Source organism: Dolichospermum sp. DET69 (assembly GCA_017355425.1).
Taxonomy (GTDB): Bacteria; Cyanobacteriota; Cyanobacteriia; order Cyanobacteriales; family Nostocaceae; genus Dolichospermum.
In genome coordinates, this window is record CP070233.1 from 5,377,641 (window position 1) to 5,402,640 (window position 25,000).

The 25,000-nt window shown below is 38.0% G+C and carries 18 protein-coding genes and 1 pseudogene; 11 read left to right on the forward strand and 8 right to left on the reverse strand.

All coding sequences use genetic code 11. From position 1 onward, the window contains the following. Window positions 1-273: 273 nt before the first annotated feature. Complete coding sequence (locus EZY12_24715) at window positions 274-471, reverse strand: hypothetical protein (protein QSX67807.1); 198 nt, start codon at window positions 469-471, stop codon at window positions 274-276. Between the two features lie 893 nt (window positions 472-1,364). Between EZY12_24715 and EZY12_24720 the strand changes: the two genes are divergently transcribed. The 6 genes from EZY12_24720 to EZY12_24745 all read left to right on the forward strand — a co-directional run bounded on the left by EZY12_24720 (window position 1,365) and on the right by EZY12_24745 (window position 8,419). After that, window positions 1,365-2,576, forward strand: a complete 1,212-nt coding sequence (locus tag EZY12_24720; protein ID QSX67808.1) for an ABC exporter membrane fusion protein — start codon at window positions 1,365-1,367, stop codon at window positions 2,574-2,576. An 80-nt stretch (window positions 2,577-2,656) separates the two neighbouring features. Continuing rightward, complete coding sequence (locus EZY12_24725) at window positions 2,657-3,835, forward strand: ABC transporter (protein QSX67809.1); 1,179 nt, start codon at window positions 2,657-2,659, stop codon at window positions 3,833-3,835. 218 nt (window positions 3,836-4,053) lie between these two features. Next, complete coding sequence (locus EZY12_24730) at window positions 4,054-5,058, forward strand: NAD-dependent epimerase/dehydratase family protein (protein QSX67810.1); 1,005 nt, start codon at window positions 4,054-4,056, stop codon at window positions 5,056-5,058. A 52-nt stretch (window positions 5,059-5,110) separates the two neighbouring features. Then, window positions 5,111-5,569, forward strand: coding sequence for a DUF2141 domain-containing protein (locus EZY12_24735; protein QSX67811.1), 459 nt, complete (start codon window positions 5,111-5,113; stop codon window positions 5,567-5,569). Window positions 5,570-5,756: 187 nt separating this feature from the next. Then, window positions 5,757-7,016 (forward strand): glycosyltransferase family 2 protein, encoded by a 1,260-nt coding sequence (locus EZY12_24740; protein ID QSX67812.1) that lies wholly within the window; start codon window positions 5,757-5,759, stop codon window positions 7,014-7,016. A gap of 122 nt (window positions 7,017-7,138) precedes the next feature. After that, entirely contained in the window at window positions 7,139-8,419 is a 1,281-nt protein-coding gene (locus EZY12_24745) for a glycosyltransferase (GenBank protein QSX67813.1), read from the forward strand. Between the two features lie 955 nt (window positions 8,420-9,374). On the opposite strand, the gene EZY12_24750 is transcribed toward EZY12_24745, so the two are convergent. Continuing rightward, complete coding sequence (locus tag EZY12_24750) at window positions 9,375-10,601, reverse strand: hypothetical protein (protein ID QSX67814.1); 1,227 nt, start codon at window positions 10,599-10,601, stop codon at window positions 9,375-9,377. Window positions 10,602-10,797: 196 nt separating this feature from the next. Here EZY12_24750 and EZY12_24755 point away from each other — a divergent pair, with 196 nt between their 5' ends. Further along, the gene (locus EZY12_24755; GenBank protein ID QSX67815.1) at window positions 10,798-11,577 is read left to right on the forward strand and encodes a phosphate ABC transporter ATP-binding protein; all 780 of its coding nucleotides are present in this window, start codon (window positions 10,798-10,800) and stop codon (window positions 11,575-11,577) included. Window positions 11,578-11,728: 151 nt separating this feature from the next. Here EZY12_24755 and EZY12_24760 read toward each other — a convergent pair whose 3' ends face one another. From EZY12_24760 to EZY12_24785, 6 genes and pseudogenes are all read right to left on the reverse strand, one after another. Beyond that, window positions 11,729-12,274 (reverse strand): NUDIX hydrolase, encoded by a 546-nt coding sequence (locus EZY12_24760; GenBank protein QSX67816.1) that lies wholly within the window; start codon window positions 12,272-12,274, stop codon window positions 11,729-11,731. 97 nt (window positions 12,275-12,371) lie between these two features. Further along, entirely contained in the window at window positions 12,372-12,860 is a 489-nt protein-coding gene (gene folK, locus EZY12_24765) for a 2-amino-4-hydroxy-6-hydroxymethyldihydropteridine diphosphokinase (protein QSX67817.1), read from the reverse strand. Window positions 12,861-12,914: 54 nt separating this feature from the next. Next, the gene (locus tag EZY12_24770) at window positions 12,915-13,328 is read right to left on the reverse strand and encodes a tetratricopeptide repeat protein (protein QSX67818.1); all 414 of its coding nucleotides are present in this window, start codon (window positions 13,326-13,328) and stop codon (window positions 12,915-12,917) included. A gap of 6 nt (window positions 13,329-13,334) precedes the next feature. Next, window positions 13,335-15,095, reverse strand: a complete 1,761-nt coding sequence (locus EZY12_24775) for an Hsp70 family protein (GenBank protein QSX67819.1) — start codon at window positions 15,093-15,095, stop codon at window positions 13,335-13,337. A 165-nt stretch (window positions 15,096-15,260) separates the two neighbouring features. Next, window positions 15,261-16,806 (reverse strand): annotated as a pseudogene (locus EZY12_24780) (reverse transcriptase N-terminal domain-containing protein). Window positions 16,807-17,531: 725 nt separating this feature from the next. Continuing rightward, a complete protein-coding gene (locus EZY12_24785; protein QSX67820.1) occupies window positions 17,532-19,082 on the reverse strand; it encodes an AAA family ATPase in 1,551 nt (516 codons plus the stop codon). A gap of 223 nt (window positions 19,083-19,305) precedes the next feature. Here EZY12_24785 and EZY12_24790 point away from each other — a divergent pair, with 223 nt between their 5' ends. The 4 genes from EZY12_24790 to EZY12_24805 all read left to right on the forward strand — a co-directional run bounded on the left by EZY12_24790 (window position 19,306) and on the right by EZY12_24805 (window position 24,955). After that, complete coding sequence (locus EZY12_24790) at window positions 19,306-20,166, forward strand: hypothetical protein (protein QSX67821.1); 861 nt, start codon at window positions 19,306-19,308, stop codon at window positions 20,164-20,166. A 155-nt stretch (window positions 20,167-20,321) separates the two neighbouring features. Beyond that, the gene (locus EZY12_24795; protein QSX67822.1) at window positions 20,322-20,642 is read left to right on the forward strand and encodes a hypothetical protein; all 321 of its coding nucleotides are present in this window, start codon (window positions 20,322-20,324) and stop codon (window positions 20,640-20,642) included. 577 nt (window positions 20,643-21,219) lie between these two features. Next, window positions 21,220-24,486: an ATP-binding protein gene (locus EZY12_24800; GenBank protein QSX67823.1), complete on the forward strand. Its 3,267-nt coding sequence runs from the start codon at window positions 21,220-21,222 to the stop codon at window positions 24,484-24,486. 100 nt (window positions 24,487-24,586) lie between these two features. Beyond that, window positions 24,587-24,955, forward strand: a complete 369-nt coding sequence (locus EZY12_24805) for a four helix bundle protein (GenBank protein ID QSX67824.1) — start codon at window positions 24,587-24,589, stop codon at window positions 24,953-24,955. The last annotated feature ends 45 nt before the right edge of the window (window positions 24,956-25,000 follow it).

Below are 25,000 nucleotides of genomic sequence, written 5' to 3' on the forward strand. Positions count from 1 at the left end.
TTGCCAGTTTTTAAAGTCCAGGATAACCTATTTTAGATGATTAGACTGATAAAAGCTGCCAAAATCGTTACAAAATAATAAGCACTCTGTGGCAAATTCTCTAAATAGTGAAAAAATACTTAAACAGCTTTTCAAGAGTCTAGCAGTTTGTAACTTAATCAGATACAGAACCAAATTTATCAAGGGATAGGTTTTGTTTCTTTAGGCAATTCTGCTGTAAAAAACTGAATGGATTTTAGTATTTCTTCTGTTTATGGATATCAACTCAACAATTTATTTTTCATCTGTAAATGTTGAATTAATAAAAAGACTAGCATAGCTTATGAAAACTGAATAGTTCATTTTTGCTAATTTTTGGAGGAAAATATTTGTTGATTTACCTCCTTTTAAATAAAACATAATTAGCTGAGTATAATCTACAACCGTATTTGTTAATAACATTCCCTGGGTAATTACGGAGTTAACAGGCATATTTTCCTGATAATTCTAGGATTTTATCTAAATTGTCTCATAAGTAACTAATCAATAAATATACACAGGAAACATTTGAACATAATTGGGGTTTTTTTGAGCAAACTATCATAATCAAGCCTTGGTTTTTGATGAATTTATAAGATAACTCACCTTTTCCAGATAATTGGTTATTTATAAACCAAACATTAATTTTCGGGATGTTGAACACTAACCTATAGATATATCAATTGTGATGAAATGTGGACAGTTGCCATTTATTTATGATAATTTGCTAAAAAAAGTACAGATTTTTATATTAATTCATGAGTAATTAAATATAGTATGTAGTTAAGGATTTTATTAATTAAAATAACTAATTTTAGTTGACAATATCAAAGTTATTTGGGATAATTGCAGGTAAGTTTATTCATTCCCTCTAAGAGGTTGTTTGAAAAGTTTTGGGTGGTGATCTTAGGCGCTTGCTGATCCCCCCTAACCCCCCTTAAAAAGGGGGGAACTAGAGTCAAAGTCCCCCTTAAAAAGGGGGATTTAGGGGGATCTGAAAATATTTGATACACCACGAAGGACTTTTAAAACATCCTCTAAGTTATTAGCATCATTACTGCTGGGAATTGAAGATTTTCATTTCTCCCTAGAGCTATCGTATTTTAGGCTACTTAATTAAATGCCAATTCAAGATAAAATTGATAGCATAGCGTGGCCTTAGTTATGAATGATTGGAAGTAAAAAACCCGTTAATCCTACCGCTAATTTTGGTATTTATAACAGCTAGAACTGCTGGCAACAATTCATACATAAATAATTAGACGTATCACCTCTATGCAAGCAACAGAGGATAAGTCTGTAAACATGACAAGTATTTTCCGAAATAATACCATTGGAATAAAAATATGGCAGTAAATAAAGAACGCCAATTATTCAACCTAGCTGCGTTAAAGTGGAGAATAATTCTGGCAACTTCTCTAACTTTAGCTACGGGATTAGTATCTGTATACATTTTTCATCAGTCGAAAGTAAATTCTCAGACTCAAGCTCCTGCTGTTACTTCGGTAATTAAATCCCAACCCACTTCTGTTAAAGTTGCTGTCACGGCTTTAGGAAGATTACAACCACAGGACAAAATTACATATTTATCTGCTCCTAATTCTATCAACGGTGTCCGAGTAGAAAAACTGTTGGTAAAGGAAGGAGATAATGTTAAAAAAGGACAAGTATTAGCTTATCTAGAAAACTATACTCGTTCTCAAGTAGCTATCCAACAAGCATTTGATAAATTGTTAATTGCCAGAACTAAACTCGCACAGGTAAAAGCTGGAGCAAAAACTGGAGATATCAATGCTCAAAAAGCCACAATTACGCGGTTAAATTCCCAATTGAAAGGAGATATTGCGGCTCAAGCAGCCACAATTAACCGCATTCGGGCTGAAGTTGAAAATGCTCAAAAAGAGAGTAACCGCTATCAGCAATTATCGAAAGATGGTGCTGTTTCGGTTTCTGTTTTTGATAGTAAAAATTTAGTTCTAAAAACTACACAACAGCAGTTAAAAGAAGCCGAAGCTACTCTCAAACGCACACAAGATACTCTGCAAGATCAACTCAAAGAAGGACAATCCAAACTTAATAGTATTAAAGAAGTCCGGGTTGTAGATGTAGAATTGGCAAAAAGTGAAGTTAAAAGTGCAGAAACGGCAATTCAACAAGCCAAAGCCGACCATGATTTAACTTACATTACTTCTACTCTAGATGGCACAATTTTACGAATTCATTCCAGAAATGGCGAAGTAATTGGTACTTCTGGCTTTGCCGAAATCGGCAATACATCAAAAATGCAAATTTTAGCAGAAGTGTATCAAACCGATATTCGAAATGTTCGACTTGGACAAAAAGCTACCATTACCAGCACTACATTTCCGGGCAAATTACAAGGAACTGTCCAAGAAATTGGTTGGCAAGTTGATAAACAAGGCATCTTTAGTATTAATCCCAATTCTGACGCAGACCGCAGAGTAATTGAAGTCAAAATATCTATTGATAATCCCACCGATAGTCAAAAGATATCTCGATTAACTAACTTACAAGTTGATGTAGCAATTCAAATTTAGTCATGGGTCATTAGTTATTAGTCATTTTCAACAACTGACAACTGACAACTGACAACTGACAACTAACAACTGACAAATATATGAATATCAAAATTCCTTTAGGTTGGCTACAGCTTGTCCAGCAAAAACTCCGCTTTGTGATAGCTGTAGCCGGAATTGGCTTTATTGTGCTGTTAATGTTTATTCAACTTGGTTTCCAAGATGCGCTATTTTCTAGCGCCACAGCCCTACATCAAAAATTACACGGTGATTTATTTTTAGTTAGTTCTCAATATAAATCTTTGACAGCAATTCAAAGTTTTTCTCGCACTCGGTTATACCAAACTTTAGGATTTGATGGTGTTGATTCAGTTAGTTCAATTTATTTGCAATTTGCAAAATTAAAAAATCCCGTTAGCGGAGAGAAATATTCAATTTACGTTATTGGTTTTGATCCTGGAAAATCTGTGCTAGACATTCCAGAAGTACAACAAAATTTAGATAAACTGAAAATTTCTGATGTCATGCTATTTGATAGAGATGCCCGTCCAGAGTTTGGACCAATAGCAGAATTATTTAAACAGGGAAATATCGAACAGCCAATTGAAATTTTTCCCTTTGATGCTGTTAAAGGTTATCGAGTCAGAGTTGGTGGTTTATTTAGTTTAGGGCCTTCCTTTGGTGTTGATGGTAATTTAATAGTTAGCGACTCAACATTCCTAAGAATAAATCCTAACAGCCGTCCAGTTGAAAAAATAGATATGGGAGTAATTAAACTCAAAGATGGTGCTGATATAAAACAGGTTTTAGCAAATTTAAAAGCCAATCTACCAAAGGATGTAAAAATATTCACTCGTCAAGAATTTATTGATTTTGAAAAACAATATTGGTCAGTCAGAACTCCCATTGGTTTCATTCTTAACTTGATGTTAATTATGGCTTCAGTTGTCGGTGTGGTAATTGTTTATCAAATTCTCTATAGCAATATTTCTACTCAATTTATTGCCTATGCAACTTTAAAAGCTATTGGTTATGCTAATGGATATTTATTAAATGTTGTTTTTCAACAAGCATTAATCTTAGCATTATTAGGTTATATTCCTGGCTTTATTGTTTCCATCGGGTTATATGATTTTGCGATGAAAGCAACTAAATTACCCATCATGATGACAAGCAATAATGCCTCACTTGTCTTAATCTCTACAGTTCTAATTTGCATTACTTCTGGAGCATTAGCTATCAATAAACTCCGTTCTGCTGATCCTGCTGATAGTTTCTAGAAATTTGTTGCATTACAAATTAATCAGCTTCTGGCAAATATTTTCTAAATTAACACCAACCAAAGATAGAAGTTGAATGTTATTAATAACAGTAAGATTCTCTTGCGAGTACAACAGTTCATAGTTGCATCTCATCGCAATTATTCAACTTAGATTGTACAACTTTGTCAAATGTATGGCTAAAGCCATTTTATCACCAAACACCTATCTAAAACTCCATGAACCTCCAAAACAAAACTCTGCTGATTACTGGAATTGATGAATTTATTGGTTTACGTGCAGCCGAACTAGCTATAGCGCAAGGGATGAAAGTCCGAGGGATACAAAGTTCCCAAGTTAAGGATCAAACAGCACAAAAATTAGGTATTGAAATTTTAGTTGGTAATATCACTGATTCTGTATTTTGTGTGAAAGCTTGTCAGGGAGTAGATATAGTTTTACACAATGCTCAACTTGCCGAAGAAGCCGGAGATATTAAGCATTTTCGAGAAATAAATGTTTCTGGCACTGTTAATATCGCCAAGGCTGCTAAACAAGCTGGTGTAAAAACATTTGTCCATCTTTCTACCGCTTTAGTATATGGATTTGACTACCCAGAAAAAGTTACAGAATTAGGTGCGCTTTCTGGCGAAAATAATGCTTATTGTCAAACAAAAATTGAAGCAGAAATCGAAGTTTTAAAACTCAATAATGCCCCAGAATTTGGAGTCATTGTCATTCGGGCTGGAGATGTTTATGGGCCAGGAAGTCTTCCTTGGATTGTGCGGCCAATTCACATGATGCGACAAAAATTATTTGCCTATGCTAATGAAGGCAAAGGTGTGATGAATCATCTATATGTTGATAACTTAATTGATGCCATCTTTTTAGCTATAGAAAAATTAGCTTATGGAGAGGTTTTCAATATTACCGACGGTAAAGAAACTTCCTGGAAAGATTATTTTATTCATCTCGCTTCACTAGAAAATTTACCAGCACCAATGTCTTTACCTAAAGAGGAAATGAAATTATTTCTTCGAGTGCGTCTTCAAGGACAAAAACTATTTCGTAAAAAAGCTGATATTCTCCCCGAATCAGTTGATTTTATGAGTCGTCCTTATGCTTATTCTATTGCTAAAGCAGAAAGTGTTTTAAATTATCAAGCCAAAGTTGATTTAGCCGAAGGAATGCGCCGTACTCACGAATGGTTACAAAAAACTGACATTCAAAAATTGATGAAATAAATCAAACTTCATAAGAGCAAATTTTCATGACATGAAAAGGAAAAATAAACTCATGCTAAAAATTACAAATCTGTTCATTGCTACCTTGCTAACTATTAGCTTTGCTGAAGTAGCTTATGCTGAACCAACAACCTCTTTAACTGTAGTTGTTAATGGTATTCGTAACCAAACTGGGGAAATTTGTATGCGAGTTTATAACTCAGAAAAAGGATTTCCCAGCAGTGATAAAAGTGGCATTAAGAGTGGCTGTACTAAAATTACAGGAAATTCTATTAAACAGGTATTCTCTGGCTTAAAACCTGGTAATTATGCTGTAGCTGTAGTTGATGATCAAAATGGTGATCACAAACTGAATAAAGACTTTTTTGGAATTCCTCAAGAAGGTTTTGGAATTTCTAAAAATCCTCCTGTTTCTATCAGCACTGGCGCACCTAAATTCAATAATGCCAGTTTTAAAGTTGACAAGAATACTAGCATTAATATCTTTTTAAAGTATTCTCTTGATCCCTAATTGAGAATCAGGAATTGGGTATAAATCCTAATTCCTTATTTTCTTATTTCTTCTTCTTCTTCTTTCTTCTTATTTCTTCTTCTTCTTCCTTCTTTCTTCGTGTACTTCGCTCCTTCGTGGTTCAGTACGGGCGTATTGCTATACGCCCCTACTGACTCGGTGACTCCTTCCTAAGACTATAGAGATAATGCCAGATTTCATAATATTTCTATCTAAGTCTTTGTTCGGTTGGCTGATAATTCAAACTTGTTTAACGTTAGTATTTTTATGGTATTTACGTTCATACAAACCAAAGTTATTACCAGATGAACAGTTACCAAAAACGGCTGTAATACTTTGTTTACGAGGTGCAGATCCTTTTTTGCCTAATTGTTTGCGATCGCTCTTCCAACAAAATTACCCAGAATACGATTTAAAGCTAATCATTGATAGTAAAGACGATCCAGCTTTTAAAATCGCCACAGAAACAATCAATCAAATCGGTGCAACCAACGTCCAAATTAGCACATTAAGAGCAGTTCGTCATAATTGTAGTCTTAAATGCAGTTCCTTAGTACAAGCTGTTTCTGATTTGGATAATGCTTATCCAGTTATAGCTTTTATAGATGCTGATACCGTAGTTCATTCTAATTGGTTGCGAGAATTAGTTACCCCTCTTCTTGATGATCAAGTTGGAATCACAACCGGAAACCGTTGGTATGTTCCCACAGGTAATTATTGGGGTTCATTAGTTCGCTACTCCGGTAACGTTTCTACAGTTGTGCAAATGTTTCTCTTTCAAATTCCCTGGGGTGGAACTTTAGCAATCAAAACAGAAGTATTAAACCGGATCAAACTTTTAGATAAGTGGGGAGAAGTATTAACAGATGATATGCTTCTCCATAAACTTATCAAGCAAGAAAAGTTACAAATAAAGTTTATCCCTTCTTTATTGATGCTAAATCGGGAAGAAAGTAGTTTACGTAACTTACTAGAATCATTAAAAAGGTTAATAATTGGTTCTAAACTTTATCATCCCCGGTGGTTAGCAATAGTCAGTGAAGCATATTCTAGTATTCTCGTACCCAATGTAGTCATCATCCTTATCTTCCAACTATTGCTTGAGGCTAAATGGGACGCAGCGGCGTTATTATTTTCCGTGTATACTTCCTACACCATTGGCTTAGTCTTACTAATGCTATTAATGGAATTAGGGATACATCAAATGCTGCACAAGCAAGGTAAAAAAATACCTAAATTATCGCCTTTAATCATCTTCAAAATGTTGATAGTTATTCCCTTAACACAGTGGGTTTATGGTTTAACAATCCTATCTTCCTTGTGGACATCAAGCATTACATGGCGTGGACTTACTTATCGAATTAAAGGGCGTGAAAATATTCGCTTAATTGAATACCGTCCTTACCAGTGGTTAGATCAACCAATTGATCCAAAAGCTTCACTTTAAAGGAATAGGGAAAAATTTTAGATTTATTATTTACACTTCAATATCTAAAATCCCCAATCCAATAATTATTATAAACCAGCGCATCAGTAATCTATTTTTGCAGAAAAAATTACCTCAAAATCATGAAAAATAAACCTCTTCGCATTGCCTTATTTACAGGATTATATGCTCCATTCTTAACAGGAGTTTCTGTTGCAGTTCATCAACGAGTTCACTGGCTATTAAAGCAAGGACATGAAGTTTTTCTAGTCCACCCAGAAATCAATGATAAATATCCTCCACAAGTTGGGAATCGTCCCATGTCGGGAATAGAAGAACTAGAACCTTTTATCAACTTTTCTTCCTATTCATTTCCTACAGAACCACTGAGATTTTATAAATCTTTACCCCAACCATTAAACCATCGTTATTGGAGTGATACAAAATTACTGACTCACTTTCAACCTGATATTATTGTTGTGGAAGAAGCCCCACAAATGAGAGGTTTATACTCTGGATTTTTGCAAGGTTATGGGCGTTCTGTGGGAGTAGAATATGCAAAAAAAACTAAAACACCCATTATTTCAATTTTCCATACAGATATTATTGCCTATATCCAATATTATTTCGGGAATAAGTTTTTTAATTTAGTCCGTCCTCTTTTGCCAATTTTAGTGAAACAATTTAGCGAAACTTACGATTTAAGTTTATTCTCTTCCCGTGAACAATTAACCAAATACCAAAAACTAAAAGCTCAACGCAGCGAATATCTCCCCTATCAAGGAATTGATTGCGAGAAATTTCATCCTCGCAATATTTCTCATGATCCAATTCCTAATGATAAACGCCCAACCATTTTATTTGTGGGACGCATTACCCCAGAAAAAAATGTTAATCAACTTTTAGATATTTATCCTCTCATTGCTGCTAAAATTCCTGATGTGCATTTAGTAATTGTTGGTAGCGGTCCATTAGATGCAGAAATTCGCCGTCGCGCTGAAAAATTCCCCAATGGTGTCACAATTTGGGGTGAATCTCATGGTAAAGAACTTTTAGGTTGGTTTGCGAAAGCAGATATATTTGTCAACCCTTCAGTGACGGAAAATTTCTGTACTACAACTAACGAAGCCTTAGCCTCTGGAACTCCCGTAGTTGCTGTTGTTGCCCCTTCAACTGCTGAACAGGTTATTTCTGGAGTTAATGGTTTTTTAGCTGCACCTAATAACCCTGAAGACTTTGCCCAAAAGGTAATTACAATTCTCGAAAATCCTGACCTCAAAAACCAATTAACAGCACAAGCACGTCCCTCAATTCTGGAATTTGATTGGTCAGCTTGTACCCAAAAATTTGAAAACAAGCTTTATGAATTAGTGAATAAAAATCAAGCAGTTCAAGAGTCCAGAAGTTCAAAATTCTTCGGATAATTTTGTAGGGTGGGCATTGCCCACCAGCATTTTATAATACCTCTCCAAAGATAGAGGCAATGTGGGATACCACCTTTACCAACTCAGTTGGTGATGTTGTACTGGATGTTCACGATGTCGGAGAATGTCTCGGTTAAAAGTATCAGCAGAATCAAACTCTTAATTCATTTTAAAAAACGCCAACTTGGCTACTGAGATACAAACACCTCTGCTACAGTATTTAGGTAGTTGACCTGTGGGCTTTTAGGTTCTTAGTTTGAGATGCTGACAAAGCTATTTTGTGATCAGTCTAAAGATTGCCTACTCCAACTGATGACAAGATTGCTATTGTTCTCAATCGTTCCTAAAACTCTTTATACCTCAGAAGTTCTTGCTTCTGGGGTTTTTGTTATTTTAGTCATTAGAGGGTGTTTGATAGCGTTCACGAAGTGTGCCGTATCCCTGCGGGAGCCGGAGGCATCAGGCATAGCGTGGCGTTAGCCATAAAGTATTAAATAAAACCAATAATCTCCAAAAACCTAACCCCCCTGCCCCCCTTCCCTAGGAGGGAAGAGGGGTTTCAAAGCCTCTCCCCGCTTCGGGGAGAGGTTTACAAGAGGGGTTAATTTATACCTTGAAAACTTTTAAAACATCCTCTTAATCATTAGTCATTGCTCAAGCAAGAAAATCCTAGACCAAACAATCTTAATTATGTCCGCAATTTCTCAGATTTCCCACCTTTTTTAGGCATGGGAGATATTCATATGTATAAATTATTATCAATAAATCCCCATTTCTTCAGACATAAATAGAGGAATTATGTCCTAACTCTTAGATCAAACCACTTGATTTTCTAAAATTAATTCGTAAAAATATAAATAAGTCTAACATCTTGTAGGCTCTCTTGGTGACAACTTAACCTTATCCAATGTACAAAGTCCGCTTGCGCGGACTTTTTTATTTATCTTGATATCTTTTACATTTTTATCTCAGTTTTTAACTTTTCAATCTGTTTAGTAAAGTATGACTCTTGATACTTAAGTTGTTGTGCTATTTCTAATCCCTTCTGAAATGCTGTTAATGCTTGTGCATATTCTCGGCGTTCTAAATATAGATTACCAATTTCGCCATAAGCTAACATTAAACCATAAAAGTTGTTAGCTAGTGTTTGTGTTTCAATGAGAATTTTACTAGTTTCTAAAGCTGAATCTACTTGTTTTTGTGAACGGTAGAAAGCAATTAATTTCTCTAATGCTTCTGATGCCCTAGCGTACTGTTCTAATTGCCATGCAGTAGTATAAGCTGCTTGATAATTATCAAAAGCCAGTTGTTTTAAATTGGGATTTTCTTGAGCCAGAGATTCATAATTTGCAGCGATGGCTAATTTCAAAGCTGGAATCTCATCCAGATTTCGTTCACGAGTATAAACCTGGGCTAATTTATTCAATATATCTATTGCTGCTTGGGGTTGTTTTTCTCGCGTATAAATATAAGCTAACTGTTGTAAATATCCTAGTTCATTAGTTTTATCACCCTGATTAATTGCCAAATCTAATAATTTTTGGTAAGTATTAGCAGCTTGGGGATAATCAAACCAACTTAAATGTAATTCTCCAATATTTTTTAAAGTCTCAATTTCTCCAGATAAATCTTTTTGTTGTTTTACTAAGATTAAAACTTGTTCATAAGCCAATATTCCCAATTTAGGAAGACGGATTTTTTCATAAGCATTACCAAGAGATTTCCATAATTGTAAATCGTTACTTTTTTGTTTTCCTATCTCGCTTTGAATTACTTGTAATCGCTGACTAATATATTGCACCTCTTCCCGTTCATTTTGATTCCAAGCAATTTCCCCCACCCGTGATAACGCTTCCAATTCGGACAACGTACCCACATACCGTCTTAATCGTAATTCACGATTCCAAACCTCAAAGGCTTTCTTTTCATCTCCTCTTTGTAGTGTTACCTGTGCCTCTTGATTCAACCCATCTAAATCCGTCCTTAATTTTTGCAATTCTGTTAATGTTAATTGGCGTTTATCTGGCAAATTTGGTAACAGTGGATCAGGTAAAGTTATTTCTAGGGGGTTGGGAGGAAACTTATCTAAATCTTCAATTCTTTTTTCCTTGGCGAGTGTGCCAGAAATGCACAAATGCCAGACAATGATAGTAGTAATGATTAAAATAAAACGCTGTAGCATAGTAAATTTACCTTTCTGACATTAATTAAACGCAGTATGACAGATCAATAAAGGATCTAATTTAGGTTATAAGCAAATATCAAGTTTTACAAGTATTCTGACTCACTTACTCTTTATTTATTCTTCTTTTTCCTCCTCCTCCTTATTCTTCCTCCTGACTCCTGACTCGGTGACTCCTGACTCCTTTCTTATAAATATGAGTAAAATAATTCCGGCCATTAGTGTAAAAAACTTTAGTTTTTACTATAACAAGCAAAAAATTCTGGAAAATCTGTCAATGGATATTCCCCAAAATAAAATTATTGCCATTATGGGACCGAGTGGTTGTGGAAAATCTACCTTTTTAAAGTCTCTGAATCGCATGAGTGACTTAGAGGGAGAAGTCCAAACTGAAGGAAAAATAGAATTTTTTGGTCAAAATATTTATGAACGACGAATTAATCTCAATCGTCTTCGTCGTCAAATTAGTACAATTTACTCTAAGCCTAATCTTTTCCCCATGAGCATTTATGATAACGTTGCTTATGGTGTGAAACTAATTGGCTGGCGACCAAAACCAGAATTAGATGGAATTGTGGAATTAGCTCTTAAATCTACCGATATTTGGGAAGAAGTCAAAAATAAGCTCTATAAACCTGCTTTAGAACTCTCTTGTGGACAACAACAACGGCTGTGCATTGCTCGCGCTTTAGCTGTTAAACCCCAGGTTATTCTCATGGATGAACTTTGCTCTGGACTTGATCCCATCACTACCACAAAAATTGAAGAACTAATTGAGTGTTTGCGTTCTGAACTAACAATTATATTTATCTCTCAAAATATCCAACAAGTTTCTCGGCTCTCAGATTTTACAGCTTTATTTCAATACAACGAAAACCATGTTGGACAATTAAGAGAGTTTGCCTCAACTAAAAAAGTCTTAGCTCAAGCCACAGATTATCGTATCCGCGATTATGCTACTAGTTATTGCAGATAATTGTAGGAGGAGTCACCGAGTCAGAAGTCAGGAGGAAGAAAATTATTTACCTATTCCCTGTTCCCTGTTCCCTGTTCCCTGTTCCCTGTTCCCTGTTCCCTGTTCCCTGTTCCCTGTTCCCTATTACCTATTACCTATTGCCTATTACCTATTATAAAAATGAACGCAATAGGAAAAAACTAGCAATAGATTTAGCATCTACAGGTTCTCCTGCCAAAATGGCTTTTTCCAATTCTTCAGGAGTTAGTAATACTGTCTCAATGTCTTCATCTTCGTCTTGTTCTGGTGGTGTTTCCAGCTTTTCTAAATCTCTAGCAATAAATGCATAGATGATTTCATCGGAATAACCAGGAGCAAGGAAAAATTCTCCTAGCTTATCCCACTGACGAGCATGATAGCCAGTTTCTTCCTCAATTTCCCGTTTGACTGTCTCTAAAGGATCTTCATTGGGTTCTACCGTCCCCGCAGGAAATTCTAATAATCTGCCCTGCACTGCAAACCGATATTGACGTACAAGTACCAGTTTACCTTCTGCGGTAATGGGGATAGCCAGAGCGCCACCAGGGTGACGAATGCATTCCCATTCCCCTTCAGCTTTGTTGGGTAAACGCAAGCGATTAACCTCAAAGTTAAACTTGCGTCCTTTATAAAATAAGCGTTGCTTCAGCAACTGTGGTAATTCTCTACCTAATGGCATATTAAAATTCTACCGTCTGTAATACAGAGAACGTATACGGGGGTTTTTTGTTGTTATCAGTTCTTTTTGGGTTGCAAAAATGATAATTTTTTACCCACTACAACAAATATACATCAGAAGTGTCTATCTCCAGTAGTAAATTTTGAATTACCCTTTGAGATACAGGATCTATCCAATCTGGAGCAATTTCTGCTAGAGGGACTAAAACAAAAGCTCTTTCAGTCATGCGGGGATGGGGAATTTGGAGATTTGGCTGATCTAAAATTAAGTCATCATATAATAACAAATCTAGATCTAAAGTGCGTGGACCCCAGTGTTCCTGACGCACACGCCCAAACTCTTGTTCAATTGTTAGTAATTGTGCTAATAAAGCTTGTGGTGAAATTTGCACGGATAATATCGCACAACCATTTAAGTAATCTGGCTGAGTTGGTCCTATGGCTTTGGTACGATACCAACTCGATTTAGCTTGTATCGTTATACCTGATGTTTGGGCTAAAGCTTCTAAAGCTCCTGCTAAAATAGCTGGGGAATTACCCATATTACTACCGAGAGCGATCGCAGTTCTAGCGGCAGTTTTTACCATTCTATCAGACTCCTACACATCTGGGTTGGTTGTAATTTTGCAAAAGTCTATGTCTCAAACGTTTTCAGATAGCTTGATCATTTGTAGACAATCACAAGCAATTGCATTTTGTGGGTCAAATTTGAGTGCTTGTTGCCAAGATGCGATCGCTTCTCTCCATTCTCCTTGCAATGCCCATATTTTCCCAGCTAAGGTATGAAAGTCTGCATGACTGGAATACAAAGCTAAAGCTTGATTGTTGTGCGTTGCTGCTTCTGGATAAAACCCTTTTGAAAACAAATCCAGGGCTTGTCTGTGATACCAAATAGCTTGATCATGCAAAGTAATCAAGTCAGATAAATCGGCTTTGCAGCGTCTACAAGTTGGCGAATGGGGACGCAATGGAGAAGTCTGGCTGTGATTTTCTCCCCCTTGCGTCCCTGCTCCCTTTGTTGTCCGATAAATTGCTGCACAAACAGGACATTTCATAATTTCTTACTTTGACTGATTGGAAATTGCGTAGTACAGAAAATCTGAGAGTTCTTCTTGCAACTCGGATAATTCTGCACTCTGGTTTGCACTCGCATCTTCAATCTGGGCTAATAAGTCTTGTAATTCCTCTGCTTGTTCAGAATCTAGTGTGGGCAATGTTTGTTGAGCGCGGTCTAAAAGTGCTGCTAATTCTGGAGCTATTTCTACTGCGGAAACTGTCTCTTTAGCTGACATTCCGATAGTTTCATCAACTTCAAACAAGGCATCTAAATCTGCCCTTGCTTGCTTCAATTCATGGCTAGAAAGCTTCTCAATCCCTGCATTATTGACTACTAGCGTTCCCTGTTGTCCTTTACCTTTTTCAGTAGTGGTGACAGTCAGAATGCCATTGATATCAAAGTCAAAGTGAACCTCAACTTGAATACCTCCTGCGGGTTTGGGTGGTAAGTTCTCGACTCTAAAATCACCTAGCGGCACATTTTCTTCGGCGATCGCATTTTCTCCCTGAAAAACTTCAATTTCTACCACTTCTTGTTCATCAGACACAGTGTAATAAACTTGAGAGCGAGAAACGGGAACAACACTGTTACGGGGAATAATCACACTGAAGTAACCAGGCATAATCCCCATTGGTGTTGACACAGCCGCAGCAATACCCAAGGAATGGGGAATCACATCTACAAGAATGGCATCCACAGATTCACCTACCAACACCCCAGCTTGTAAAGCTGCTCCCAAAGCCACACAAAGGTCTGGTTGAATACCATCACTGGGAGTCTGTCCCAGATGTTCTGAAATCATTTCTTGGACTAGAGGAATGCGTGTCGAACCACCCACTAAGATAATCCGGTCAATATCACCAGGCAATAGATCTGCATCGGTGAGAGCGCGGTCAATGGCCTCTAAAGTTTCTGTTAATAAGGGGCGAATCAATTTTTCCAAATCTGCTCGCGGTACTTCTGTCTCTAGATGGAGTGCAGTCTTGCCTTTAGTACCTAAAAAGGCTTCCCGAACTGTGGCAAAACCATGGGAACTCAGATCAATTTTTAACTGCTCGGCTGCTCGTAAAAGACGCGCTTGGGTGACAGCATCATCTGGCACATCCACACTATGCTGTTTACGAAATAAATCCACTAGATAAAGTTGTAACAGCCTGTCAAAATCGTCTCCACCCAAGCGGTTATTACCATGAGTAGCTAATACTTCTGTGACTTCGCCTGTAATTTCGACTACCGACACATCAAAAGTACCACCTCCCAAGTCATAAACCACAACCCGTTCTGTCTCTTCGGAACGCAAATCATAAGCTAAAGCGGCTGCTGTTGGTTCGTTGATAATTTGCAGCACCTCTAAACCAGCGATCTCCCCAGCGGTTTTAGTTGCTTGCCGTTGAGCATCTGTAAAGTAAGCGGGAACTGTAATCACTGCTTGGGTAATTGCTTCTCCCAAAGCATTTTCAGCCCGTTGTTTGAGAGCGCGGAGAATAATGGCGGAAACTTCATGGGGTAAGTATTCTTTATCTCCTAAAGTGGTTTTGTGGTCAGTTCCCATCCACCGTTTAATTGACTTCACGGTGCGTTCGGGAGCGGCAGCATATTGACGCAGTGCTTCTCGTCCCACTAGCACTTTACCCGTATCGCTAAACCCTACACAGGAAGGCAAAATCAGGTCACCATCTTCTCCTGGCAATACCCGCACCTGTCCGTTTTCGACAATTGCTACTTCAGAATTTGTTGTCCCTAAATCAATACCAACTGCTTTCATAATTTCTAAATTTAAAAGTTTTTTGCCCCTGGTGCGATTGTGAAGCGCGACCCAGTAATCGCGTCAGATCACATCGTATGGTAGAGTCGAGGAGGGATATTATTCCCTGCCCCTCTCTGTTAAATCTGGGCGTGCAGCTTTCACTGCACCCAGCTTCCGATGTTCTTAACTTTCGCTTTTGCTCATGTGAATGTAATCGTGGCAGATGAAAGTGAATTGCTAGAAGGTTTTTGGGTTTACCATTCTTATGGTTTCCATCTATATGATGTAAGTGTACCTTCTCATCACTGAGCATTTTTAGACCACAATGACCACATTTATGGCTTTGCCGTTTGAGGGCTTTAGAGGTATTGTTGTTATAGAGCTTGCTGTTACGCTCGCTCCAGTAACTCAAATCTCCGTCGTATGGTGATTTCTCACCTTTGACATTGATGTGTTTGTTTACGGAGTAAGGAACTGCTGGGAATGCCTTCTTTATTAACTCTTGGCTAGTAAGGCGATTCTGTTTAGTTTCCTTGTTGAATACCCTAAATGCTCTGTGATTGATGTGCCATAGGGAGAACCTTGACCCATCCATCTTGCAGAAGCGGTGGTAGTTCCTCCAACCTCTAACTACAGGGGCTAATTTCTCAGCCTTTGTGGTAGCACCATAATTCGAGTTGTTGACGATGTGTTTTACTTTCTTGCGAAAAGATTTAAAGTTGTCCGCAGATGGAACGCATCTAAACTTCCCGTTTTTCTGGACTTTAAAATGCCAGCCGAGGAAATCAAACCCATCTGTCGCGGCGGTTAGCTTTGTCTTTTTCTCGCTGACTTTCATTCCCCGCTCTGCTAGGAACTGACTGATTTTGTCAAGTATTTCTGTGGCATCGTCTTGAGGTCTAAGTATTATTACCATGTCATCCGCATAACGGATTGATGGTTCTTTTATTGACCCTCCGGCATCTTTATATGTATGAATACTTTCGATACCGTTTAAGGCGATGTTAGCTAATAGTGGACTTACCACTCCGCCTTGAGGTGTTCCTTGTTCAGGAAACTCTGGATTAACTCCGGCTTTGAGACATCGGAAGATTCCTTGTCTTATGCTATAAGGAGCGATGAGTTTATCCATGATAGCGGTGTGGTTTATCCTATCGAAACATTTTTCGATATCGAGTTCTATAACTCGTTTATCTATTCCGTTGGCGATAGAGCTTAGGTTGATGAACAAGATTTTCTGTGCGTCATGCGCTGAACGTCCTGTCCTAAATCCGTAGCTTCTAGCGTGGAATGTTGCTTCGTGTGCTGGTTCTAATGCGTACTTGATAAGGCACTGATATGCTCTATCTGCAATAGTGGGGACTTTGAGAATTCGGGTTTTACCATCCTTTTTAGGAATGGGTATTTCACGCAATCCCTGGTGTTTCCAGTCATTGCATTCGGTTCTAAGTTTTTCATTTAGTTCAAACCTTTGCTCGAATGAGAGCGCGGTTTTCCCGTCAATTCCCGCTGTCTTTTTCCCGGCATTTAGCTGTGTTACTTGACGGATAGCCAGTAATCTCGCTGCGGTAGACTTCAGAATCAGCTTTTGTAGGGACTTCGCTTTGCGCTTGTCGCCAACTTGAACCGCTTTGTACACTCGTTTTTGTAGGCGGAATAAGCTACGGCGGAATTTCTTCCAGGGCAACGTCTTCCAAGATTCACTAGAGTTGTCTCTGTGTCCAATCATGCTCTGCTCCAATCTGTGTATTCTGAACACCTCAGACCAATTACGGTCTGTCCTACCCGAATTGAGGGAGTTCCGCTGCTCGTCTAGCCTACTTATGGGGTTCGACCACCCTTAGACCCTCAATCCGTTTTTATTCGTTCCCTCGGTTGATTGTTCGTTCCTTTAGGTGTAGCCAATTCAACCACTGGATTCCCTGGACTCTTGCCGCTATTATTTAGAGATGCGGCGGGAATTAACTCCAGTAAAGTCAGGATTTTGATGTTGTGTCCTGCTTTATCCTAGGTTGCTTTTCTAGGCTCTGTTTCACCGTGGGAACTCCCCATTAACGCCGAGTGTCATCCCACAACGGATGTCTGATTGCGTCCTGTTCCTAGCTTCGACCTCCCGAAACCGAGTCGGGTCATCGTAGGCAGATAGGGAGTCATACCTGAGTCTGGCAGATGGGACTTGCACCCATATCAGACCGAGAGTTCAACCTTTCTCTATTTCTAGATTGGGTTGGTTAGCTTATGTACGGGCTGGATACCGTGATTCAGCTAACAACGAATCGCACCTAAATAAAATATCGCATTTTGGCAGCATGACGGCTTCATCACTAGGGATAAGATTACAAGATATTGACCAAATAATTCATAATTTTTAGTTGATAATGCAATAGCGAAACACTATCAAGCCGAAAGACAGAACTGCGTGGGGAGAATGGTTGGATAAACACCACAAAATACTCACGCCCGAATCACAGTAATCGCCCGTTGATTTTCCGTCACCATAACCTGAGTTGACAAACGTTCTTCCATTGGTAGGGCATTTTTACGCCTGTCAAACACAAATAACCAACCAAAATCTAACCCCAAACGCCCTAAATAGGATTCTAATTGCTCAATACCATCAGTTTGGGGGTCACGCTTTTTCTCGCGCCATACCTTTAACTCCATACCTAATGTTACATCTTTATACCGCAGACATAAATCCATTCTGTCACTACCAATTGCATATTCCCTCTCCAGAGTTCCACCACCGTTAACAACACGATGTAAGAAAGCCATTAATACAATATGCGGTGCGATTTCATGATAGCCAGTGCTACCTAATAACGGTTCTCCATGCTGTCGCCAAAACTTGAGAAATGCTGCAAGTAATGTATCTATATTTAATTCCCCTTCTGAGGTTAACCAAGTTGGTGCAATCCTTGGTAGGGAAGCCATTGGTGTCACAGTTAACACTCTGGGTAAAACTTCTCGATAAATTGGATTAGCAATGCTTAATCCACCTTGGGGGTGCATTTTACACAAACCCAAATCAATCACAAATTGAATATCATCGTTGGGTATATTCCCCAATTCCAAACCCGCTAACATTGGCTCGATAATTGCTTTTATCCTTGGCTCTCGTAAACGTTCAGCTAAACTATCAAGATGAGTATCTTGACGGGCAATTAATATTTCTTTAGCTTGTAAAATATGTTCTTTTGTAATAGCAATACTTCTATCTTTAACCATTTTTTCCACAACTTCTTTAGCAAGAGCATTAACTAACCAAGGTTGTCCCTGGGTTAAATCAAAAGCTGTGGCTGTGGCTTCTGAAGTGAAAATTTGTCCTGTTTCTTCTGTGTGTTGTTGATATAGTTCTTGCACCTCTACAGCATTAAAATTTCTCAAGGTAATGGAAATGACTTTAATATTAAAAGGACTGGATGTGTTTAATCTGTCACTACCACCGGATGCCACCTTATAATCTCGCACATCACGTAAACCAATTAATCCCACAGATATGGGAAAATTTTCTGGACGACTGCGATAACCATCTCGTAATTGCCTTAGTACCGAAATTAGGGTTTCGTCTTGCAAAGAGTCAATTTCATCTATAAATAATACCAAGGGACGCTTAATCGCTCGTGACCAAGCTCTTAAATTTTCGCCAATTCTCTGACCAGGAGCATTATAAACCCACGTTGGGGGTTGTAGTTCTGGGGATAGGTCATCCTCAATTGTATTCTGCCAAGTTCCCAAAATCGCTAATTCTGCTGCACTGGGGTCATGATTAAAAGCACTTCCCACCTCTGCCGATACCATTACTGCTGCATAACGTCCAGTTGCGGTAAGTTGCTGCGCTAGGGCTAACATTGCCGTTGTTTTCCCCGTTTGTCGGGGTGCATGAACGACAAAATAACTTTCTTGTTCAATCAGCACCGACAAGTCGGGGAGACGACTTGTTGCTGAGAGCGTATAGTGTTTATCAGGTTTACACGGACCTGCAATATTAAACCAGCGAGACATGGGATTTTGGCAGTTAGCGGACACTTTGAGTGTAGACTATTTTAAGGTTGGGGATTTTTGTTCGTTTAAGCATCGGGTATATATACTGAATTATTCCGTCTATTACACGGAAAAGGATGATAGCTAGAAAATTTATTGCTATTCACCCTGATTTGAGTAGTTATGCGGAAATTTTCTGTATAATAGGTGTATTTTGATCGTCAGTCTACATTTAGCTAAAAATATGCTTGGGCAAAACTATTTTGAGAAACGACTAGGTGATATATATCAATATTCACGTATTGCATATAAAAATGGTAAAGGTATAATTAATGACAGAGAATATTTTTGGGAGTTATGTGTAGATGCTTGTGGAAATATAATATTCATTCTAAGTTTATACAACTCCCTTCAAGATTCAACTAATATATCTAAAATCAAACATTTTTCTGGAGTATCTGATGACGATATTTGGAGTTTAAATTGCACTGATATTCATATTTTAGCAAAAGAAGTTGAAGTTTCTGAAAAGCTAGTAAAGCTAGTTCTATTTTGCCTTCCAAGCTCTATTGTTCTAGTACGCAAAGATCAGTTACCGAGTGAAATCACTTTAGCAAAAGCTTATTTTAGTAATTTCAATTTCTCTGGAGTTGACTGTGAACGAGGATTCTTCATCAACGTTGGTAGTAAAAAGTTTTGTTTCCAAACCCTTGAGACTAATAAAGAGCTTATTAAACTTATTGAGATTGGTAGAATTCCTAATGCACTCCTTTCTCAAGTAAGCATCCCGGTTAATAAAAATGACAGTATTTCCGCGATTGAGGACGAAGCCAATTCGATAAGCTGGTTTTTGAGTCTTCTAAACCTTAATTTGGGTTTTATTCCAATTATCGAATATTCTTCTGATAGTGAGATTCTTCAATATTCTTTGGAGAACACTGTTAAAACTTCTTTTTGTAGAAGATATATAATCGATAATTTTCGTATAAATGAGGGTATCCCAAAGGCTTTTGAAAGTTGTTATGAAAGCTATAAGAATTGGCAAACCAAAATAGATATTAATTCTGTAATTGGCTTCTTAGTGGAAATTAATCAACAAGAATAAGTAGGTTAGCATTAAAAATTGTCGTTATGGCAAGGCAAGAGGCAAGAGGCAAAAGGCAAGATTGAAGAGGGTTTGGGCGATTTTACTTTTCTTTACACAGATTGGTTTTATTCTGTTCACCTACTTATATAGATTTAAAATTAGCAGTAATGCTAATGGCTTATGAATCCTTGTTATTTAAATATTTGTTAAATCAAGGACTATCTCAAGATAAGATTGGAGAGAATATCCAGCAGAAGCTAGGACAAATAAATAAATATTTGCGTTTTATTCCTAGCGACATGATGGATGATATGTTGCGAGCTTCAGTGCGTAATCCATTATTCCATCAAGGAGAAATTCCATTGCTAACACTTGATGATAAAATAAATTTATTTAAGAAATACTACGACTTGCTTATAAAAATTATTCTAAGAATTCTTGGTTACACAGGTCAGTATATGTCTGTGGACACTCATAGACCTTCCCAACCGTGAAGGCACTACCTAACTAACTGCACCGTTAAACATCTTAGAGAAAAGCGATTCCTAGGTCGCGCTTCGCTGTCGCTCAATTTCTAAACTCTCTATAACCCTTGTAGAGACGTTCCATGGAACGTCTCTACATTATTTTTCGGAGATATCTAATTTGCAATTATTTAAACTCAAATATTACTATTTGCGTATTTATATTGAGAAAACCCTGGTTTATACTTCAATTGTAATATAAAATATCGCATTTTGGCAGCATGACTGCCTCACCACTAGGGATAAGATTACAAGATATTGACCAAATAATTCATAATTTTTAGTTGATAATGCGATAGCGAAGCGCGACCTAGGAATCTCGAAGCGCTTTGTAGGAATCGCGGTCAGCGGATAAACACCACAAGAGGAACGCGGTAGCGTTAGGAGCTTCGTGCCGGACTATACTTATAATTAAATACACGATAAATAGATCCCGTTGAGGATCTAACTTGTAGAGTATCACTTTGCCTCAGAGATAAAGATGCTGTTGACAGTTAGCTGTTAACAGTCAAATGCTAACTGTCAAACCATCAATATATTTATTTCTATGCTGCCTTCTATCTTCAAAACCTGCATTCCCAGAGACGAAATTTTAGCAGGGGAACTCTCCCCGGAATTATTTGCTGCCAAATTGAGGTTAGTAGTGGAAGGTACAGCACCTTACGTCTACCAAGATCCGACAACCTTTTTTGCTAACACCTTTCCTACAGATGGCTTAAAAACCCTGATTTCCGAAGTATTTGGGCGATTAGGAGGGGCTGCTATTGGTTCTCCTATCATTCGCTTAGAAACCAGCTTCGGAGGTGGGAAAACCCATGATGAAATCGCCTTGTGGCATATCGCCAAAAAGGGGCGAGAAATCCCTGGATTAGAGCGTTTTGTTGATAATATTAATTTAATTCCAGAGCGTCCAATTCAAGCATCGGCGATCGCTTGCCAAGACTTAGATCCAGTTAACGGTGTTTACCATTCAGATACAGGCATTACCACCTATACCCTGTGGGGAGAAATAGCTTATCAAATTGGTGGTGTAGCAGGTTACAGCTTACTTAAAGGTTCTGATGAGCAAAGAGTTAGCCCTGGTACTGTAGTTTTAGAACGCATTACCCAAGGGCAACCCACAGTAATTATTCTCGATGAAATAGCCCGTTATCTAAGAGCAGCTAAAGCCACAGTAGTTGGTAATAGCGACTTAGCAGAACAAGTTGTCGCCTTTTTATTCTCCCTCATGGACTTGGCAGCAGCTTCTAATAATTTAGTCTTTGTTTACACCCTCGCCTCCTCCACTGACAGTTTTGGGGCAGAAACTACAGAAATTCGGGAAACCATTTCGGCCACAGCTAGACAAGAACGGATTCTCAAACCCAGTACCGATGTAGAAATTTACAATATCGTTAAACAACGGATGTTTAACAGCATTGAAGCCAATGCAGCCAGTGATGCCGCTAAAGAATATCTGCAAACTTATAAAGCTAGTCGCATTGACTTACCAGATGGCTGCAAAGATGCCCGTTATGCCGAAGGGATTGAACAGAGTTATCCCTTCCATCCTGAACTATTTAGCCTATTAACCAAAAAAATCGCCTCCATTGCCAACTTCCAACGCACCAGGGGCGCATTACGCCTATTTGCTGGAGTTATACGTTATCTCTGGCAAAACGTTAACAGTCAACAGCCAACAGCCAACAGTCAACAATCCCCAATTTGGATACCCCTAATTCACACCCATCATATCCCTGTAGGCATTGAAGAAGAAATTACCAGTGATTTAACTTCTCGACTGGGTAGAGAATTAATGCGAATCCCCATCCAAGCAGACATTTATAACCCAGATGGTAGAGAAGCATATAGCCAATTACAAGACGCAGAATGGCAAGCAGCCGGCAAACCTCCCTTTTCTACCTGGGTAGCTAGAACCATTTTCTTACATTCCATTAACCAAGGAATTGCCGCAGGTATTCGTCGTCCTGAATTAAACTTATCCCTACTGACACCAGGATTAGAAATTGGCTTTGTAGATACTGTTTTAGACAGACTCACAGCAGTAGCGTGGTATTTAGAAAATGATCCGATTACCTTGATTGCCAGATTTAAAGAAGAACCATCACTCAATAAAATCATTTCCGAAGAAAAAGCACAAATTGGCATTACTGAAGCCAAAGATGAATTAAGAAAACGCCGTGATACGATTTTCGCGGCTAAATTCTTTAAATTAGTTTCTGCACCAGAAACTCCCGCCGATGTAGATGATGTTGCTGATAGTGTAGTCTTGTGCATTATTGATTTTGACGAAGAGACAATTTCTTCTACCACAGATGGACCACCTGCCATAGTAGAACGCATTTTCAACAACACTGGAGAAGCTGGTAAATTCCGCACTTATAGAAATCGCCTGTTATTTCTTATTGCTAACAAACAAGAATTACAACGTGCCATTGAGAATGTGCGAGAATATCGGGCTATGCAAAATATTCTCAATTCTCCTAATCGTTTGCAAGACTTATCAGAAAACCAGCAGAAACAACTTAAAGCACGTAAAGATGATTGTGAATTAAAGATTAGAGTATCAATTACTAATACCTATCAGCATTTATTTTATCCTGCCAATGATCCGGTAAAAGCACCAAAGGGCTTAATGCACTATACTTTACCTGCCCAAGAACGTAGTGAAGTCAAAGGTAATAACCAACAGGATATTATTTTAAAATCTCTCAAAGATTGTCAAAAAATCCGTCAAGATGAAGCACAATCTTATGCACCAGCATTCATATTACAGAAAGTTTGGCCAGCAGGGATAAATCATTGGACAACAAAAGCATTAAAAGAAAATTTTGCTAAAGATTTGAGTTTAAATATTTTCGCTGATGCTGAAATATCTAAATTACGAGAAACAATTCGCACGGGAATTTTAGATGGTAGTTGGGATATAAAAATTGGTGAAAAACTATTCATCAAAACTGATGATAATAAAATTGTTCCTCCTGATTCGATAGAATTTTCTGAAAGAATAGAATTGTATCGTCGGGGTATTCTGCAACCACCTAAACCACGAGAAATTGAACTGAATGCCCAAGTTATGCCTAGTACAGATAAGCTAAAACCTGTGCGGTTAAGGTGGAAAGCATCTGGGGCATTAACCATTAAATTGTATCAAGAAAATACAGAAGTTAATGATAGGGTGTTTCGTCCTAGTGATGAATATGAAACTAGCATTACCCAAACTACAATTTTTAAACTAGTTGTTGATTACGGTAATGAAGAAATAGTTGAAAAAGAAACTAAAGCCTCCATAATTACTTATGGTACTGGTACTTATGGTACTGGTGGAACTTCTTCTCCTAGTGTGGCAGAACCAGGAAGTTTATTTGCCGTCAAACCAGAAACATTTAATGCTGAAGGTACACACAATAGTGTATTTACTCAATTAGCTGATTTTATCAAAGATAATAAAGCCGAAGGAATTGAATTGTTAGAAATTTCAGTAGCAGAAGTAATGGACTACCGCAAGTTATTAACTGCCTTTCCTTTATTGATGAAATTACCCCTGCAAATTGACCAGACAGCAAGTATAACCTTGGGAGAGCAATTTATTCGTTTAGAGTACCAAGGACCATATAAAGGGTTTAATAGTTTTCAGAATACTCTTAATACCTTATTGGGTAGTAAAGATGTCAAAGCAGATGTATTCTTGAAATTGGAATTTAAATTTTTGTCACCAATTCTGCCAGAGGGAACAGAAATAAGTAATATCAAAAGTGCCTTAAACCGAAATCCGGTGGACAGGTTGAATTTAATGGCGAAATTGACGTATTAGTTGACGGTTGACGGTTGACGGTTGACGGTTGACTGTTGACTGCTGACGGTTGACGGTTGACAGTGAACAGTGAACAGTGAACAGTGAACAGTGAACAAATATGGAAAGCTTCCAAAATTTACGCGTTTACCAACTATCGGAACAACTTGCCAATGAAATTTGGTTTATTGTTATAGAATGGGATTATTTTGCTAAAGATACTATTGGTAAACAATTAGTGAAATCTACAGATAGTATTGGTGCTAATATTGCTGAGGGTAATGGACGTTACAACCTACAAGATAATCAACGTTTTGTCAAGATAGCTAGAGGTTCTTTAAACGAAACAAGACACTGGTTAAGACTAGCTTATCAGCGCAAGTTGTTGACTCAAGCCCAAACAGACAAAATCAAACCAATTATTGATGAACTATCACCTAAATTAAATGCTTATCTTAACTCCTTTAAAAATAAATCAGGAAAGACTTGACGGTTCACAGTCAACAGTCAACAGTCAACAGTCAACGGTTAACAG

Excerpts from the sequence above, each read along its gene's own strand:
- EZY12_24715 (QSX67807.1), bottom strand. The coding sequence starts at position 471 with ATGCCTGTTAACTCCGTAATTACCCAGGGAATGTTATTAACAAATACG.
- EZY12_24720 (QSX67808.1), top strand. The coding sequence starts at position 1,365 with ATGGCAGTAAATAAAGAACGCCAATTATTCAACCTAGCTGCGTTAAAG.
- EZY12_24725 (QSX67809.1), top strand. The coding sequence starts at position 2,657 with ATGAATATCAAAATTCCTTTAGGTTGGCTACAGCTTGTCCAGCAAAAA.
- EZY12_24730 (QSX67810.1), top strand. The coding sequence starts at position 4,054 with ATGAACCTCCAAAACAAAACTCTGCTGATTACTGGAATTGATGAATTT.
- EZY12_24735 (QSX67811.1), top strand. The coding sequence starts at position 5,111 with ATGCTAAAAATTACAAATCTGTTCATTGCTACCTTGCTAACTATTAGC.
- EZY12_24740 (QSX67812.1), top strand. The coding sequence starts at position 5,757 with ATGCCAGATTTCATAATATTTCTATCTAAGTCTTTGTTCGGTTGGCTG.
- EZY12_24745 (QSX67813.1), top strand. The coding sequence starts at position 7,139 with ATGAAAAATAAACCTCTTCGCATTGCCTTATTTACAGGATTATATGCT.
- EZY12_24750 (QSX67814.1), bottom strand. The coding sequence starts at position 10,601 with ATGCTACAGCGTTTTATTTTAATCATTACTACTATCATTGTCTGGCAT.
- EZY12_24755 (QSX67815.1), top strand. The coding sequence starts at position 10,798 with ATGAGTAAAATAATTCCGGCCATTAGTGTAAAAAACTTTAGTTTTTAC.
- EZY12_24760 (QSX67816.1), bottom strand. The coding sequence starts at position 12,274 with ATGCCATTAGGTAGAGAATTACCACAGTTGCTGAAGCAACGCTTATTT.
- folK (QSX67817.1), bottom strand. The coding sequence starts at position 12,860 with ATGGTAAAAACTGCCGCTAGAACTGCGATCGCTCTCGGTAGTAATATG.
- EZY12_24770 (QSX67818.1), bottom strand. The coding sequence starts at position 13,328 with ATGAAATGTCCTGTTTGTGCAGCAATTTATCGGACAACAAAGGGAGCA.
- EZY12_24775 (QSX67819.1), bottom strand. The coding sequence starts at position 15,095 with ATGAAAGCAGTTGGTATTGATTTAGGGACAACAAATTCTGAAGTAGCA.
- EZY12_24785 (QSX67820.1), bottom strand. The coding sequence starts at position 19,082 with ATGTCTCGCTGGTTTAATATTGCAGGTCCGTGTAAACCTGATAAACAC.
- EZY12_24790 (QSX67821.1), top strand. The coding sequence starts at position 19,306 with ATGCTTGGGCAAAACTATTTTGAGAAACGACTAGGTGATATATATCAA.
- EZY12_24795 (QSX67822.1), top strand. The coding sequence starts at position 20,322 with ATGGCTTATGAATCCTTGTTATTTAAATATTTGTTAAATCAAGGACTA.
- EZY12_24800 (QSX67823.1), top strand. The coding sequence starts at position 21,220 with ATGCTGCCTTCTATCTTCAAAACCTGCATTCCCAGAGACGAAATTTTA.
- EZY12_24805 (QSX67824.1), top strand. The coding sequence starts at position 24,587 with ATGGAAAGCTTCCAAAATTTACGCGTTTACCAACTATCGGAACAACTT.